General features: G+C 64.1%; 13 protein-coding genes and 1 tRNA gene. All 14 read left to right on the forward strand.

The features are described from left to right. Positions 1–212, forward strand: a 212-nt coding sequence (locus tag ACW7G3_RS13890; protein WP_456980539.1) for an EF-Tu C-terminal domain-related protein, incomplete at its 5' end; no start/stop codon positions are given. 102 nt (positions 213–314) lie between these two features. Beyond that, a tRNA-Trp gene (locus ACW7G3_RS13895) sits at positions 315–390 on the forward strand. A gap of 36 nt (positions 391–426) precedes the next feature. Next, complete coding sequence (gene secE, locus ACW7G3_RS13900; RefSeq protein WP_456976755.1) at positions 427–804, forward strand: preprotein translocase subunit SecE; 378 nt, start codon at positions 427–429, stop codon at positions 802–804. 71 nt (positions 805–875) lie between these two features. Next, complete coding sequence (gene nusG / locus ACW7G3_RS13905) at positions 876–1,430, forward strand: transcription termination/antitermination protein NusG (RefSeq protein WP_456976757.1); 555 nt, start codon at positions 876–878, stop codon at positions 1,428–1,430. A gap of 98 nt (positions 1,431–1,528) precedes the next feature. Then, a complete protein-coding gene (rplK, locus tag ACW7G3_RS13910; protein WP_456983497.1) occupies positions 1,529–1,957 on the forward strand; it encodes a 50S ribosomal protein L11 in 429 nt (142 codons plus the stop codon). Between the two features lie 2 nt (positions 1,958–1,959). Continuing rightward, entirely contained in the window at positions 1,960–2,661 is a 702-nt protein-coding gene (gene rplA, locus ACW7G3_RS13915; RefSeq protein WP_456976751.1) for a 50S ribosomal protein L1, read from the forward strand. 359 nt (positions 2,662–3,020) lie between these two features. Further along, complete coding sequence (gene rplJ, locus ACW7G3_RS13920) at positions 3,021–3,545, forward strand: 50S ribosomal protein L10 (protein WP_456976749.1); 525 nt, start codon at positions 3,021–3,023, stop codon at positions 3,543–3,545. A 67-nt stretch (positions 3,546–3,612) separates the two neighbouring features. Beyond that, complete coding sequence (gene rplL / locus ACW7G3_RS13925) at positions 3,613–3,993, forward strand: 50S ribosomal protein L7/L12 (protein WP_456976747.1); 381 nt, start codon at positions 3,613–3,615, stop codon at positions 3,991–3,993. Between the two features lie 256 nt (positions 3,994–4,249). Continuing rightward, a complete protein-coding gene (gene rpoB / locus ACW7G3_RS13930; protein ID WP_456983499.1) occupies positions 4,250–8,422 on the forward strand; it encodes a DNA-directed RNA polymerase subunit beta in 4,173 nt (1,390 codons plus the stop codon). A gap of 74 nt (positions 8,423–8,496) precedes the next feature. Next, positions 8,497–12,741, forward strand: coding sequence for a DNA-directed RNA polymerase subunit beta' (gene rpoC / locus ACW7G3_RS13935; protein WP_456983501.1), 4,245 nt, complete (start codon positions 8,497–8,499; stop codon positions 12,739–12,741). Between the two features lie 345 nt (positions 12,742–13,086). Continuing rightward, positions 13,087–13,461: a 30S ribosomal protein S12 gene (gene rpsL / locus ACW7G3_RS13940; protein WP_456976741.1), complete on the forward strand. Its 375-nt coding sequence runs from the start codon at positions 13,087–13,089 to the stop codon at positions 13,459–13,461. Positions 13,462–13,536: 75 nt separating this feature from the next. Beyond that, complete coding sequence (gene rpsG / locus ACW7G3_RS13945; protein WP_343258330.1) at positions 13,537–14,010, forward strand: 30S ribosomal protein S7; 474 nt, start codon at positions 13,537–13,539, stop codon at positions 14,008–14,010. A gap of 155 nt (positions 14,011–14,165) precedes the next feature. Beyond that, entirely contained in the window at positions 14,166–16,253 is a 2,088-nt protein-coding gene (fusA, locus tag ACW7G3_RS13950) for an elongation factor G (protein WP_456983503.1), read from the forward strand. Positions 16,254–16,279: 26 nt separating this feature from the next. Then, positions 16,280–16,369, forward strand: a 90-nt coding sequence (locus tag ACW7G3_RS13955; protein ID WP_456983505.1) for a GTP-binding protein, incomplete at its 3' end; no start/stop codon positions are given.

Raw genomic sequence — 16,369 nt, forward strand, 5'->3', positions numbered from 1 at the left:
AGGGCTACCGTCCGCAGTTCTACTTCCGCACCACCGACATCACCGGCGCCTGCGAGCTGCCGGAGGGCGTGGAGATGGTGATGCCGGGCGATAACGTGAAGATGGACGTTGAGCTGATCAACCCGGTGGCGATGGACGAAGGTCTGCGCTTTGCAATCCGCGAAGGCGGCCGCACGGTCGGCGCCGGTGTGGTGGCCAAGATCAACAAGTAATGGTTTGGCCCGCGCCTGATGGCGCGGGCCGGCCCAAAAGCCGGAAAAAGGCAAGGCGGCGAGAGCCGCCGTTGCCGTTTCAAGATTCGGCAACAATTCGATACGCCAGTAGCTCAATTGGCAGAGCAGCGGTCTCCAAAACCGCAGGTTGGGGGTTCGAGTCCCTCCTGGCGTGCCATACGCGTTACATGCCTGCGGGCCGCAGCGGTACCAGATGAATAGCAGAGTCGAGCAATCCAAGTCCGCTTCGTCGGCAGATATCGTCAAGTACGCCCTGGCGGTGTTGTTGGTGTGCGCTGGTGTGTTCGCGTTCTACTGGTTTGACGGGCAGTGGCCCGGTCCGGTGCGGGCTTTGGCCGTTGTGGCCGGCGTCGTGGCCGCCGTGGCCGTATTCATGGCCACCCAGAAGGGCGCACAGACCCGCGAGTTTCTGTCTGAAACCCGCTTCGAGCTGCGCAAGGTGGTCTGGCCGACCCGCCAGGAAGCAGTGCGCATGACCTGGGTTGTGGTCATCGCGGTAGTCATCATCGCGATCGTCCTGGCGATCTACGACTCGGTGATCAAATGGCTTTTGCGCCTGTTCCTGGGCTGATGATGGAGAAGACCGACCCGATGGAAACCGAAGGCGACAGCAACAACAGCAACACCAATAGCAACAGCAACATGCGCTGGTACGTCGTGCATGCCTATTCCGGTTTTGAGAAGTCGGTGGCGCAGGCGCTGCGCGACCGGATCGCACGCGCCGAGATGGAAGAGCGCTTCGGCGAGGTGCTGGTGCCGACCGAGGAAGTGGTTGAAATGCGCGCCGGCCAGAAGCGCCGTTCCGAGCGGAAGTTCTTCCCCGGCTATGTGCTGGTGCAGATCGTCACCCAGAATGAGGACGGGATTCCGCGGATCGACAGCGAAAGCTGGCATCTGGTCAAGGAAACGCCCCGGGTGATGGGCTTCATTGGCGGTACCGCCGCCCGCCCGCTGCCGATCGCCGACCACGAGGCCGACGCAATCCTGAACCGCGTTGCCGAAGGCGTGGAGAAGCCGCGTCCGAAGGTGTTGTTCGAGGCCGGCCAGATGGTCCGGGTCATTGACGGTCCGTTCAACGATTTCAACGGCGTAGTCGAGGAAATCAACTACGAAAAAAGCCGGCTGCGCGTGGCGGTACTGATTTTCGGGCGTTCCACGCCGGTCGAGCTCGAGTTCGGCCAGGTCGAGAAGGCCTGAGTGACCGGGGCGGATCTTCCGCCCCTTTATTGCAACCAGCGGGGAGCCCCGCAGCCCACCGGGCGTGCAGGCGTTTGGACCCGAGGAGTTAACAGACAATGGCAAAGAAAGTAGTCGGCTACATCAAGCTGCAGGTCAAGGCCGGGCAGGCCAATCCCAGCCCGCCCGTCGGTCCTGCCCTGGGCCAGCGCGGCCTGAACATCATGGAATTCTGCAAGGCGTTCAACGCTGCCACGCAGAAGATGGAGCCGGGCCTGCCGATTCCGACCGTGATCACCGCGTACTCGGACCGCACCTTCACCTTCATCACCAAGACCCCGCCGGCAGCTGTGCTGCTGAAGAAGGCCTCCGGTGTGCAGACCGGTTCGGCGCGTCCCAATACCGACAAGGTCGGCAAGGTGACCCGCGCGCAGCTGGAAGAGATCGCGAAGGCGAAGGAACCCGATCTGACCGCAGCCGATCTGGAAGCGGCGGTTCGCACCATCGAGGGCTCGGCCCGTTCGATGGGCCTGGCGGTGGAGGGCTGATCATGGCAAAGCAGACCAAGCGACAGAAAGCAATCCGCGCGGCCGCCGAGCCGGGCAAGGCTTACCCGATCGAAGAAGCGCTGAAGATCGTCAAGGACCATGCCAGCGCCAAGTTCGCCGAAGCGGTGGACGTGGCCGTGCGCCTGGGCGTTGATGCCCGCAAGTCCGACCAGCAGGTCCGTGGCTCCACCGTGCTGCCGCAGGGCACCGGCAAGAGCGTGCGCGTGGCGGTGTTCGCACCGGACGGTGCCAAGGCCGAAGAAGCCCTGGCTGCCGGCGCCGACGCAGTCGGCATGGAAGACCTGGCCGAGAAGATGCAGGGCGGGGACCTGAGCTACGACGTGGTCATCGCCACCCCGGACGCCATGCGCGTTGTGGGTCGGCTGGGCACACTGCTCGGGCCGCGCGGCCTGATGCCCAACCCGAAGGTCGGCACCGTGTCGCCGAACCCGGGCGAGGCGGTCAAGAACGCCAAGGGCGGCCAGGTGCGCTACCGCACCGACAAGGCCGGCATCATCCACTGCACGATCGGCAAGGCCACTTTCGAGGATGGGCAGCTGGCGGAGAACCTGACCGCGCTGCTGACCGACCTGGTTCGCGCCAAGCCGGCCACCGCCAAGGGCACCTACCTGCAGAAGATTTCGATCAGCTCCACCATGGGCCCCGGCGTCGTCGTGGACCAGGGCTCGCTGGCGCTCAAGTAATACCAGGGATGCCCGCGCGCGACGCGGGCATCCAGCAGTAATTTGAGGGCATCGCAAAGGGCGCTTTTTACCCCGGCGCGGCGTCGTCAAAGACCGCAGGCGTGGCTTGCGCCGCAGCGGCGACGGGCATGGAAGCTCGAGTTGGCATGGAATCGCCGCCGCTGTGCACGCAGATCGCTTAATCCCGGACCGCGCAAGCGCGAAAGGGCCTGCGTAGATGGTCGCCGACCCTCCAGGTTTTCTGGAAACGGCCGCCAACAGGAAGGCCTTCAGGTCTTCCCGGCATCGACGGACCGATGCTGAAACTGGCCCGCAAGCGGCAGGAGCCGCAAGCGGAGTTGAATGAAACGGAGAGTGCAATGGCTCTGAATCTGGAACAGAAGAAGGAAGTCGTTGCCGAACTGGCGGAGGTGGCCGGCACGGCACATTCGCTGGTCGCCGCCGAGTACGCGGGTTTGACGGTCGGGCAACTGACCGACCTGCGAAAGAAGGCCCGCGAGGGCGGCGTGTACTTGAAGGTAGCCAAGAACACGCTGGTTTCGCGCGCAGTGGAAGACACCGATTACGCCGTCATCAAGGACGAGCTGACCGGTCCGCTGCTGTACGCCTTCTCGCAGGAAGACCCGGGTGCCGCCGGACGCCTGATCAAGGAGTTCGCCAAGGCGAACGACAAGCTGAAGCCGCGGCTGGTATCGCTGGGCGGACAGATGTACCCGGGCACCCATGTGGATGTCCTGGCGTCACTGCCGACCCGCGATGAAGCGCTGTCGATGCTGCTCAGCGTCATGGTCCAGCCCGCCACCATGCTGGTGCGCGTGTTGGCCGAGCCTGCCACCCAGGTTGCCCGCGTGACCAACGCGGTCGGCCAGGCCCAGGCCGCCTGAGCGATCAGTTCGGTACGAACCCGTTAAACAGTCGTTTTCCAATTACAGTTAATTCGAGGTAATTACGATGTCCCTTTCCAACGAAGAAATCATCGAAGCGATCAGCAGCAAGACCCTTGTCGAGGTCATGGAGCTGGTCAAGGCGATGGAAGAGAAGTTCGGCGTGTCCGCTGCCGCCCCGGTGGCCATGGCTGCTGGTCCGGCCGGTGGTGGCGACGCCGCTGCCGCTGAAGAGCAGACCGAGTTCACCGTGGTCCTGACCGGCATCGGCGAGAAGAAGGTCGAGGTCATCAAGGTGGTCCGTGCGATCACCGGCCTGGGTCTGAAGGAAGCCAAGGACCTCGTCGAGAGCGCGCCCAAGGAAGTGAAGGAAGGCGTGGCGAAGGACGAAGCCGAGAAGCTGAAGAAGGACCTCGAGGCCGCCGGCGCTACTGCCGAGCTGAAGTAAGCGGTCTTTGCGTCGCCCGTTTCAACAGGCGACCAGCCGAGGCTGGGGGCGTAAGCCCCCGGCCTTTGGCCGTTGTGGCGACACAACACCGGTAACACCTGACAACTGACATCAAGTCCCCAGTTGGAAGTAGCGGGAGAAGGCGTGCTGGTGCCGGCAATACCAGCGACTTCCCACTGGCGATTTTCCCGGTCGAACACCGATCCCCCCAGAGCCGCGGACGCGCGGTTCACAGATTCAATAGGCGGTCATTCCCATGACGACATCCCAGCAGCAATCGAGCTACTCGTTCACCGAGAAGAAGCGCATCCGCAAGAACTTCGGCAAGCAGAAGACCATCCTGGAGGTGCCGTTCCTGCTCGCCATCCAGGTGGATTCCTACCGGGGGTTCCTGCAGGCGGACCTGACGCCCGCCAAGCGCGCGGACCGTGGCCTGCACGCGGCCCTCAAGTCGGTGTTCCCGATCGTCAGCTACAACGGCTACGCGGCGCTGGAGTACGTCAGCTACAAGCTGGGCGAGCCGGTGTTCGACGAGCGCGAGTGCCGCCAGCGCGGCATGAGCTACGGCGCACCGCTGCGCGTGACCGTGCGCCTGGTGATCTACGACCGTGAGTCTTCCTCCAAGACCATCAAGTACGTGAAGGAGCAGGAGGTCTACATGGGCGAGATTCCGCTCATGACCGACAACGGCACCTTCATTGTCAATGGCACCGAGCGGGTCATCGTTTCCCAGCTGCACCGCAGCCCGGGCGTGTTCTTCGACCACGACCGCGGCAAGACCCACAGCTCGGGCAAGCTGCTTTACAGCGCCCGCATCATTCCTTACCGCGGCTCCTGGCTGGACTTCGAGTTCGACCCCAAGGACGCGCTGTTCACCCGTATCGACCGTCGCCGCAAACTGCCGGTGACGATCCTGCTGCGTGCGCTGGGCTATAGCAGCGAAGAGATCCTCAACGAGTTCTTCGAGGTCAACACCTTCCACATCGACCCGAAGGAAGGTGTGCAGGTGGAGCTGGTGCCCGAGCGCCTGCGCGGCGAGACCCTGGATTTCGACCTGGCCGATGGCGACACCGTCATCGTCGAAGCCGGCCGTCGCATCACCGCGCGCCACATCCGCCAGCTGGAGCAGTCCGGCATCGAAGCGCTGGCCGTGCCGGACGACTACCTGCTTGGCCGGGTGCTGTCCCATGACGTGGTCGACGCCGAAACCGGCGAGCTGCTGGCTGCTGCCAACGATGAGCTGACCGAAGAACACCTGGTTGAGTTCCGCAAGGCCGGCGTGGAAGCCGTGGGCACCATCTGGACCAACGACCTGGATCGTGGCCCGTACATCTCCAACACCCTGCGCATCGACCCGACCAAGACCCAGCTTGAGGCCCTGGTCGAGATCTACCGCATGATGCGCCCGGGCGAGCCGCCGACCAAGGAAGCTGCCCAGAACCTGTTCCACAACCTGTTCTTCACCTTCGAGCGCTACGACCTGTCGGCCGTGGGCCGGATGAAGTTCAACCGCCGCCTGGGTCGCAAGGAGACCGAGGGCGCGCCGGTGCTGTACGACGAGCGCTACTTCTCCGAACGCAAGGACGCCGATTCGGTCAGGCTGCGCGAGCAGTGCGGCGAGAGCTCGGACATCCTCGACGTGATCAAGGTGCTGACCGAGATCCGCAACGGTCGCGGCATCATTGACGACATCGACCACCTGGGCAACCGCCGCGTGCGTTCGGTGGGCGAGATGGCCGAGAACACCTTCCGCGTGGGCCTGGTGCGTGTTGAGCGCGCCGTGCGCGAGCGTCTGACCATGGCCGAGACCGATGGGCTGACCCCGCAGGAGCTGATCAACGCCAAGCCGGTCGCCGCTGCGGTGAAGGAGTTCTTCGGCTCTTCGCAGCTGTCGCAGTTCATGGACCAGAACAACCCGTTGTCCGAGGTCACCCACAAGCGCCGCGTCTCGGCCCTTGGCCCGGGCGGCCTGACCCGCGAGCGTGCCGGCTTCGAGGTGCGCGACGTGCATCCGACCCACTACGGCCGCGTGTGCACCATCGAAACCCCTGAAGGCCCGAACATCGGCCTGATCAACTCACTGGCCGTGTTCGCCCGCACCAACCGCTACGGCTTCCTGGAGACGCCATACCGCAAGGTGGTGGACGGCGCGGTGACCGACGAGATCGAGTTCCTCTCGGCCATCGAGGAGAACGAGTACGTCATCGCCCAGGCCAACGCGCCGCTGGATGACGGCAACCGCCTCACCGAGCAGTTCGTCGACGTGCGTTACCAGAACGAGAACATGCTCAAGCCGCCGGCGGAGGTCCACTTCATGGACGTGTCGCCGATGCAGACCGTCTCGGTCGCGGCGGCGCTGGTTCCGTTCCTGGAGCATGACGACGCCAACCGTGCACTGATGGGCGCCAACATGCAGCGCCAGGCAGTGCCGACCCTGCGTGCCGAGAAGCCGCTGGTGGGTACGGGCATCGAGCGCGCCGTGGCCCGCGACTCCGGCGTGACCGTGAACGCGCGCCGCGGCGGCGTGGTCGAGCAGGTCGATGCCGGCCGGATCGTGGTCAAGGCCACCGAAGAGGAGATTTCCGGCGAGCACGATGCCGGCGTCGATATCTACAGCCTGATCAAGTACACCCGTTCCAACCAGAACACCTGCATCAACCAGCGTCCGCTGGTGAACGTGGGTGACGAGGTGGCGCGCGGCGACGTGCTGGCCGACGGTCCTTCGACCGACATCGGCGAGCTGGCCCTGGGCCAGAACATGCTGGTCGCGTTCATGCCGTGGAACGGTTACAACTTCGAGGACTCGATCCTGCTCTCCGAGCGGGTCGTGACCGAGGACCGTTACACCACCATCCACATCGAAGAGCTGACCGCGGTTGCACGCGACACCAAGCTGGGTCCGGAGGAAATTTCCGCCGACATCCCGAACGTGTCCGAGCAGGCGCTGAACCGTCTGGACGAATCGGGCGTGGTGTACATCGGTGCCGAGGTCCGCGCCGGCGACATCATGGTGGGCAAGGTCACGCCGAAGGGCGAGAGCCAGCTGACCCCGGAAGAGAAACTGCTGCGCGCGATCTTCGGCGAGAAGGCTTCCGACGTGAAGGACAGCTCGCTGCGCGTGCCGCCCGGCATGGACGGTACCGTCATCGACGTGCAGGTCTTCACCCGCGATGGCATCGAGAAGGACAAGCGTGCCCAGCAGATCGAGGAATCGGAGATCAAGCGGGTCAAGAAGGACTTCGACGACCAGTTCCGCATCCTTGAAGCGGCGATCTATGCGCGCCTGCGCAGCCAGCTGATCGGCAGGAACGCCAACGGTGGTGCCGGCCTGAAGAAGGGCGAGACGGTGACCAGCCTGGTGCTGGACGGGATGAAGAGGTCCGACTGGTTCAACATCCGCATGAAGGACGCAGAAGCCGTCGAGGCGATCGAGCGTGCGCAGATGCAGATCGAGACCCACCGCAAGGAGTTCGACAAGCGGTTCGAGGACAAGCGCGCCAAGATCACCCAGGGTGACGACCTCGCCCCGGGCGTGCTGAAGATGGTCAAGGTGTTCCTGGCGGTGAAGCGCCGCATCCAGCCGGGCGACAAGATGGCTGGCCGCCACGGCAACAAGGGTGTGGTGTCCTCGATCGTTCCGGTCGAAGACATGCCGCACCTGGCTGACGGCGAGACCGTGGACATCGTGCTCAACCCGCTGGGCGTGCCGAGCCGCATGAACATCGGGCAGATCCTGGAAACCCATCTGGGCTGGGCCGCCAAGGGCCTGGGTCGGAAGATCCAGGGCATGCTTGAAGCTCAGGCGAAGGTGGCCGACCTGCGCAAGTTCCTGGACGAGATCTACAACCACGACAGCGAGATCACGGCCCAGCAGGTGGACCTCAAGCAGTTCAGCGATGAAGAGCTGATCACCCTGGCGCGCAACCTGGTGGACGGCGTGCCGATGGCCACCCCCGTGTTTGACGGCGCGGCCGAGTCCGAGATCAAGAAGATGCTCGAACTCGCCGACCTGCCGGCCAGCGGCCAGACCCGTCTGTTCGACGGCCGCACCGGCGAGCCGTTCGAGCGCGAGGTCACGGTGGGCTACATGCACATGCTCAAGCTCAACCACCTGGTGGACGACAAGATGCATGCCCGCTCGACCGGTCCGTACTCGCTCGTCACCCAGCAGCCGCTGGGCGGCAAGGCGCAGTTCGGTGGCCAGCGCTTCGGTGAGATGGAAGTCTGGGCACTGGAGGCCTACGGCGCGGCGTACACCCTGCAGGAAATGCTGACCGTCAAGTCGGACGACGTGCAGGGCCGCAACCAGATGTACAAGAACATCGTGGACGGTGAGCACGAAATGGTTGCCGGCATGCCGGAATCGTTCAACGTGCTGGTCAAGGAAATCCGCTCGCTGGCCATCAACATGGAGCTCGAGGAGACCTGAGATCCGGTGAAGGGGGGCTTCGGCCCCCGCTGCGACACATCCCGAATCTCCAATCCCGAATCCCGGAGTCAAACATGAAAGACCTGCTCAACCTCTTCAACCAGCAGCGCCCGACGCTGGACTTCGACGCGATCAAGATCGCGCTTGCCTCGCCGGACATGATCCGTTCGTGGTCCTTCGGCGAAGTGAAGAAGCCCGAGACCATCAACTACCGCACGTTCCGCCCGGAGCGTGACGGCCTGTTCTGCTCGGCCATCTTCGGACCGACCAAGGACTACGAGTGCCTGTGCGGCAAGTACAAGCGCATGAAGCACCGCGGCGTGGTCTGCGAAAAATGCGGCACCGAGGTGACCCTGGCCAAGGTGCGTCGCGAGCGCATGGGCCATATCGATCTGGCCAGCCCGACCGCGCACATCTGGTTCCTCAAGTCGCTGCCGTCCCGCATCGGCCTGATGCTGGACATGACCCTGCGTGACATCGAGCGCATCCTGTATTTCGAGGCGTTCGTGGTCACCGAGCCGGGCCTGACCCCGCTCGAGCGCGGCCAGCTGCTCAGCGAAGAGCAGTACATGCAGATGCGCCAGGAGCACGGCGACGATTTTGACGCCGCGATGGGTGCCGAAGCGGTGTACGACCTGCTGCGTACCATCGACCTGCAGGCTGAGATGGTCAGCCTCAAGGAAGAAATCGCCGGCACGGGCTCGGTCACCAAACTCACCCGCCTGACCAAGCGCATCAAGCTGGTCGAGGCTTTCCTCGAGTCGGGCAACCGTCCCGAGTGGATGATCATGACGGTGCTGCCGGTGCTGCCGCCGGACCTGCGTCCGCTGGTGCCGCTGGACGGCGGCCGCTTTGCGACCTCCGACCTGAACGACCTGTACCGCCGCGTCATCAACCGCAACAACCGCCTGCGCCGCCTGCTCGAGCTCAACGCGCCCGACATCATCGTGCGCAACGAGAAGCGCATGCTGCAGGAATCGGTTGACGCGCTGCTGGACAACGGCCGTCGCGGCCGTGCCATCACCGGTACCAACAAGCGCCCGCTGAAGTCGCTGGCCGACATGATCAAGGGCAAGCAGGGCCGGTTCCGCCAGAACCTGCTTGGCAAGCGCGTCGACTACTCGGGCCGTTCGGTCATCGTGGTCGGCCCGACCCTGCGCCTGCACGAGTGCGGCCTGCCGAAGAAGATGGCGCTTGAACTGTTCAAGCCGTTCATCTTCTCCAAGCTGCAGCGCCGCGGCCTGGCCACCACCATCAAGGCGGCCAAGAAGCTGGTCGAGCGCGAAGAAGCGGAAGTCTGGGACATCCTGGAAGAAGTCATCCGCGAGCACCCGGTGCTGCTCAACCGCGCGCCGACCCTGCACCGCCTGGGCATCCAGGCGTTCGAACCGGTGCTGATCGAAGGCAAGGCGATCCAGCTGCACCCGCTGGTGTGTACCGCGTTCAACGCCGACTTCGACGGCGACCAGATGGCCGTGCACGTCCCGCTGAGCCTGGAAGCCCAGCTGGAAGCGCGTGCGCTGATGATGTCGTCCAACAACATCCTCAGCCCCGCCAACGGCGAGCCGATCATCGTGCCGTCGCAGGACGTCGTGCTGGGCCTGTACTACATGTCGCGCGAGCTGGTGAACCAGCTGGGCGAGGGCATGGTGTTCGCCAACGTGGCCGAGGTGAAGCGCGCTTACGACAGCAAGGTTGTCGGCCTGCACGCCAAGGTCAAGGTGCGCATCACCGAGACCGTGATCGATGAAGAGGGCAACCGCGAAAGCCGGACCTCGATCGTGGATACCACGGTTGGGCGCGCCCTGCTGGCTGAGATCCTGCCCGACGGCCTGCCGTACGAACTGGTCAACGTGGAGCTGAGCAAGAAGAACATCAGCCGCCTGATCAACTCCTGCTACCGTCGCCTTGGTCTGAAGGACACCGTGGTGTTCGCCGACAAGCTGATGTACACCGGCTTCGGCTTCGCCACCCGTGCCGGCGTGTCGATCGGTATCGACGACATGACCATCCCGGATGAGAAGAAGGGCATCCTGGAAGAGGCCGAGATCGAGGTGCTGGAAATCCAGCAGCAGTACCAGTCCGGTCTGGTCACCGCTGGCGAGCGCTACAACAAGGTCGTGGACATCTGGTCACGTACCAACGAGCGCGTGGCCAAGGCGATGATGGACACCATCGGCACCGAGATCGTGACCAACGCCTCGGGCGAGAAGGTCGAGCAGAAGTCGATGAACTCGATCTTCATCATGGCCGACTCCGGCGCACGTGGTTCGCAGGCGCAGATCCGCCAGCTGGCCGGCATGCGTGGCCTGATGGCCAAGCCGGACGGTTCGATCATCGAGACCCCGATCACCTCGAACTTCCGCGAAGGCCTGAACGTCCAGCAGTACTTCATCTCTACCCACGGTGCCCGAAAGGGTCTGGCCGATACCGCACTGAAGACCGCGAACTCGGGTTACCTGACCCGCCGCCTGGTCGACGTGGCCCAGGACGTGGTGATCACCGAGCATGACTGTGGCACCACCAACGGCCTGGCGATGACGCCGGTCGTCGAGGGCGGTGACGTGGTTGAGCCGCTGAAGGACCGCGTGCTGGGCCGTGTCGTGGCCGAGGATGTATTCCTGCCTGGCGACGACGAGGATCCGATCGTCACCCGCAACACCCTGCTCGACGAGCAGTGGGTTCAGAAGCTGGACGAAGCGAGCGTGCAGCTGATCCAGGTGCGTTCCACCATCACTTGCGAAAGCAGCTTCGGCGTGTGCGCCATGTGCTACGGCCGCGACCTGGCCCGTGGCCATCTGGTCAACCACGGCGAGGCGGTCGGCGTTGTTGCCGCGCAGTCGATCGGTGAGCCCGGCACCCAGCTGACCATGCGTACGTTCCACATCGGTGGTGCGGCTTCGCGTGCGGCGGCAATCGACAACGTGACGGTCAAGACCACCGGTTCGGTGAAGTTCAACAACCTCAAGTCGGTTGGTCATGCGAGCGGCGGCCTGGTCGCGGTGTCGCGTTCGGGCGAACTGTCGGTGCTTGACGCCCACGGTCGCGAGCGCGAGCGCTACAAGCTGCCCTACGGCGCCCTGATCAGCCTGAAGGACGGCGGCGAAGTGAAGGCCGGCCAGACGGTGGCCACCTGGGATCCGCATAACCACTCGATCGTTTCGGAAGTCGCCGGTTTCGTACGCTTCATCGACTTCGTCGACGGAGTGACCGTGATCGAGAAGACCGACGAGCTGACCGGCCTGGCTTCGCGTGAAATCTCCGATCCCAAGCGTCGTGGCTCGCAGGCCAAGGACTTGCGTCCGATCGTGCGCATCGTCGACAAGAAGGGCAACGACCTCAACATCCCGGGCACCGACCTTCCGGCGCAGTACCTGCTGCCGCCGCGCTCGATCGTCAATCTGCAGGACGGAGATGCGGTCGCCGTGGGCGACGTGGTCGCCAAGATCCCGCAGGAGGCCTCCAAGACCCGTGACATCACCGGTGGTCTGCCGCGCGTTGCCGATCTGTTCGAAGCACGCAAGCCGAAGGACCCGGCGATCCTGGCCGAGAAGTCCGGCATCGTCAGCTTCGGCAAGGAAACCAAGGGCAAGCAGCGCCTGGTGATCAAGGGCACGGACGGGGACGATTACGAGGAGCTGATCCACAAGTACCGCCAGGTCATCGTGTTCGAAGGCGAGCACGTGGAGAAGGGCGAAACCGTGGTGGATGGCGAGCCGACCCCGCAGGACATCCTGCGCCTGAAGGGCGTGGAGGAACTTGCCTCCTACCTGAGCAAGGAAATCCAGGACGTCTACCGCCTGCAGGGCGTGAAGATCAACGACAAGCACATCGAAGTGATCGTGCGCCAGATGCTGCGCAAGGTGGAAATCACCGACGCCGGCGACAGCCGTTACCTGGCGGGCGAGCAGGTCGAGCGCCAGCGCGTGATCGAGGAAAATGCGCGTCTGGAAGCCAAGGGCGAGCTGCCCGCCAAGTGGGACCCGGTGTTGCTGGGTATCACCAAGGCGTCGCTGGCGACCGAGTCGTTCATCTCCGCGGCCTCCTTCCAGGAGACCACCCGGGTACTCACCGAGGCCGCCGTGCGCGGTACCCGCGACAACCTGCGTGGGCTGAAGGAAAACGTGATCGTCGGGCGCCTGATTCCGGCCGGTACCGGTCTGGCATACCACGCCGAGCGCCAGCGCGGGGCCACCGGACTGACTGATTCGGAGATGGCAGCCCTGTCGGGCAGTGCCGCCAAGGCCGCCGCGGCGCCGGTCGTCGAAGCCGCCCAGGCGGAGCAGGAGACCCCGGCAACCACGGACGACAAGGAGTAATCGGCGTCCGTTGGGGCAACGTGCCGGGGGTTTCGCCCCCGGCACTTGCCAAAAGCGGCCGAAGCCGCTGTAATAGGCCGATACAAGTGGCGGGCGCAAGTCCGTCCCAGATCACGAAATGAGGTTGCACGGATGCGCCTCGTGTTCGGCCCAGGATGGGCGGGATCAGCAGGAGTGCTGTCCGGATCCGTTGCCATGCGCGCGGGCTGGATATGAAAGTGCGGCTGTGCGTTGACGCTATGCGTCCGCGCCAGCTATACTTTTCCGTCTGGGTGGGCTGGGTAGATCCGGCCTGCCTTCGTTTTCACGCATGGGCCACGGCCCCGAACCGACAGAAACCATACGATGGCAACAATCAACCAGCTGGTGCGCAAGCCGCGCAAGCTCGTCACCTACAAGAGCCACTCGCCCGCACTGGAGAACTGCCCCCAGCGCCGCGGCGTGTGCACCCGTGTCTACACCACCACCCCGAAGAAGCCGAACTCGGCGTTGCGCAAGGTCGCCAAGGTGCGCCTGACCAACGGCTACGAGGTCATCTCCTACATCGGCGGTGAGGGCCACAACCTCCAGGAGCACTCCGTGGTGCTGCTGCGCGGTGGCCGCGTCAAGGACCTTCCGGGCGTGCGCTACCACATGGTGCGCGGCGCGCTCGACGCTGCCGGCGTCGCCAAGCGCAAGCAGGGGCGGTCCAAGTACGGCGCCAAGCGCCCGAAGTCCTGATCTGTGGGGCAGGCCTGAAGGCTTGCCATCCGTACAACCCGGCGGGCCCAGGCCTGCCCTACGAGAAACAATCCAATGTCGCGTAAAGGCAATACTCCGCAGCGCTCGGTGCTGCCCGACCCCAAGCACGGCAGCGAGACGATCGCCCGCTTCATCAACATGGTCATGAAGAGCGGCAAGAAGTCCGTCGCCGAAAAGATCGTCTATGGCGCAATGGACGTCATCAGCGAGAAGGGTGGCGAAGCCAATGCCCTGGAGCTGGTCGAGAAGGCGCTGGGCAACGTGTCGCCGGCGGTGGAAGTCAAATCCCGCCGCGTTGGTGGTGCGACCTATCAGGTGCCGGTTGAAGTGCGCGCCTCGCGCCGCATGGCGCTGGCCATGCGCTGGCTGATCGAAGCTGCGCGCAAGCGCGGCGAGAACAGCATGCCGCGCAAGCTCGCCGCCGAGCTGATCGAAGCATCTGAAAACCGTGGTGGTGCGATCCGCAAGCGCGAGGACATCCACCGCATGGCGGATGCGAACAAGGCGTTCGCGCACTACCGCTGGTGATTCCAGGGCCGTCTACGGGCGGCCTTGTTCCAAGACGCCGTTACCGGCGTCCCGCGTGACCCGCCCAGCGGGTCGTGCCCAAGACACGGACGCCGCCGCAAGGCGGTATCCGCCATTCAAGCCCGGCTTGCTGGGCACAGACACGAGAGACGACCGTGGCTCGCACCACTCCTATCGAACGTTATCGCAACTTCGGCATCATGGCCCACATCGATGCCGGCAAGACCACCACGTCCGAACGCATCCTGTTCTACACCGGTATCAACCATAAGCTGGGCGAGACCCACGACGGTTCGGCCACCATGGACTGGATGGAGCAGGAGCAGGAGCGCGGCATCACCATCCAGTCCGCTGCTACCACCGCGTTCTGGAGCGGGATGGACAAGACTCTGGACGAGCACCGCTTCAACATCATCGACACCCCCGGGCACGTCGACTTCACTATCGAGGTCGAGCGTTCGCTGCGCGTGCTTGACGGCGCGGTGTTCGTGCTGTGCGCGGTTGGTGGTGTGCAGCCGCAGTCGGAGACCGTCTGGCGCCAGGCCAACAAGTACAAGGTGCCGCGTCTTGCGTTCGTCAACAAGATGGACCGCACCGGTGCCAACTTCACCAGCGTGGTCGGCCAGCTCAAGAGCCGCCTGGGTGCCTATCCGGTGCCGATGCAGATCCCGGTCGGTGCCGAAGAAGGCTTCGATGGCGTGATCGACCTGGTCAAGATGAAGGCGATCCACTGGGACAGCGAATCGCACGGCACCGTGTTCGAATACCGCGATATCCCCGCCGATCTGGTTGATACCTGCACCGAGGCGCGTTCGTTCATGGTCGAGGCCGCTGCCGAAGCCAACGAAGCGCTGATGGACAAGTATCTGGAAGAAGGCGAGCTGTCCGAGGCCGAAATCTACCAGGGCCTGCGCGAGCGCACCCTGAAGGTGGAAATCGTGCCCGTGTACTGCGGCACCGCATTCAAGAACAAGGGTGTGCAGGCCATGCTTGACGGCGTGGTCCAGCTGCTGCCTTCGCCGGTGGACGTGCCGCCGGTGGTGGGCATGGACCAGAACGAGGCCGAAGTCACCCGCAGGGCGGATGACAACGAGCCGTTTTCCGCGCTCGCGTTCAAGGTCATGACCGATCCGTTCGTTGGCTCGCTGACCTTCTTCCGCGTCTACTCCGGCACGCTGAATTCCGGTGATCAGGTGTACAACCCGATCAAGTCGAAGAAGGAGCGTATCGGCCGCCTGCTGCAGATGCATTCCAACGACCGTGCCGAGATCAAGGAAGTGCGCGCTGGCGACATCGCCGCCGGCGTGGGTCTGAAGGACGTCACCACCGGTGACACCCTGTGCGCCCAGAACGCAATCATCACTCTGGAACAGATGATCTTCCCGGAGCCGGTGATCTCGATGGCTGTCGAGCCGAAGACCAAGTCCGACCAGGAAAAGATGGGCGTTGCCCTCGGTCGCCTGGCGCAGGAGGATCCGTCCTTCCGCGTGCATACCGACGAAGAGTCGGGCCAGACCATCATTTCCGGCATGGGCGAGCTGCACCTGGATATCCTGGTCGACCGCATGAAGCGCGAGTTCAGCGTCGAGGCCAACGTTGGCAAGCCGCAGGTGGCCTACCGCGAGACGATCCGCAAGACGGTCAAGGCGGAAGGCAAGTTTGTGCGCCAGTCCGGCGGCAAGGGCCAGTTCGGCCACGTGTGGCTGGAGATCTCGCCGCAGGAGCCGGGCGCCGGCTACGAGTTCGACAACTCGATCGTCGGCGGCGTAGTGCCCAAGGAATACATCCCCGCGGTCGACAAGGGCATCCAGGAAGCGATGGTCAGCGGCCTGCTTGCCGGCTATCCGATCGTGGACATCAAGGTGAAGCTGTACGACGGCTCCTACCACGAAGTCGACTCCTCGGAAATGGCGTTCAAGATCGCCGGTTCCATGGGCTTCAAGGAAGGTTTCCACAAGGCCAGCCCGGTCCTGCTGGAGCCGATCATGAAGGTCGAGATCGTCACCCCGGAGGATTATCTGGGTGACGTGATGGGCGACGTGAGCCGTCGTCGCGGCGTGCTGCAGGGTCAGGAAGACAGCCCCTCGGGCAAGGTCATCAACGCGATGGTGCCGCTGGGCGAGATGTTCGGCTACGCCACTTCGCTGCGCTCGATGTCGCAAGGTCGCGCCACGTACACGATGGAATTCGACCATTACGCCGAGGCGCCGGCCAACATCGCCGAAACCGTCACCAAGAAATAATCATCACGATAATCAGGTAGAAAGACATGGCAAAGGACAAGTTCGAGCGCACCAAGCCCCACGTGAACGTGGGCACGATCGGTCACGTTGACCACGGCAAGACGACGCTGACGGCG

Source organism: Luteimonas sp. A478 (assembly GCF_054052025.1).

What these genes read in the sequence shown, in the direction of transcription:
- rpsG (WP_343258330.1), top strand. Translation starts at nt 13,537, where the DNA reads ATGTCGCGTAAAGGCAATACTCCGCAGCGCTCGGTGCTGCCCGACCCC.
- nusG (WP_456976757.1), top strand. Translation starts at nt 876, where the DNA reads ATGCGCTGGTACGTCGTGCATGCCTATTCCGGTTTTGAGAAGTCGGTG.
- rplL (WP_456976747.1), top strand. Translation starts at nt 3,613, where the DNA reads ATGTCCCTTTCCAACGAAGAAATCATCGAAGCGATCAGCAGCAAGACC.
- secE (WP_456976755.1), top strand. Translation starts at nt 427, where the DNA reads ATGAATAGCAGAGTCGAGCAATCCAAGTCCGCTTCGTCGGCAGATATC.
- rpsL (WP_456976741.1), top strand. Translation starts at nt 13,087, where the DNA reads ATGGCAACAATCAACCAGCTGGTGCGCAAGCCGCGCAAGCTCGTCACC.
- rpoC (WP_456983501.1), top strand. Translation starts at nt 8,497, where the DNA reads ATGAAAGACCTGCTCAACCTCTTCAACCAGCAGCGCCCGACGCTGGAC.
- rplJ (WP_456976749.1), top strand. Translation starts at nt 3,021, where the DNA reads ATGGCTCTGAATCTGGAACAGAAGAAGGAAGTCGTTGCCGAACTGGCG.
- rpoB (WP_456983499.1), top strand. Translation starts at nt 4,250, where the DNA reads ATGACGACATCCCAGCAGCAATCGAGCTACTCGTTCACCGAGAAGAAG.
- rplK (WP_456983497.1), top strand. Translation starts at nt 1,529, where the DNA reads ATGGCAAAGAAAGTAGTCGGCTACATCAAGCTGCAGGTCAAGGCCGGG.
- rplA (WP_456976751.1), top strand. Translation starts at nt 1,960, where the DNA reads ATGGCAAAGCAGACCAAGCGACAGAAAGCAATCCGCGCGGCCGCCGAG.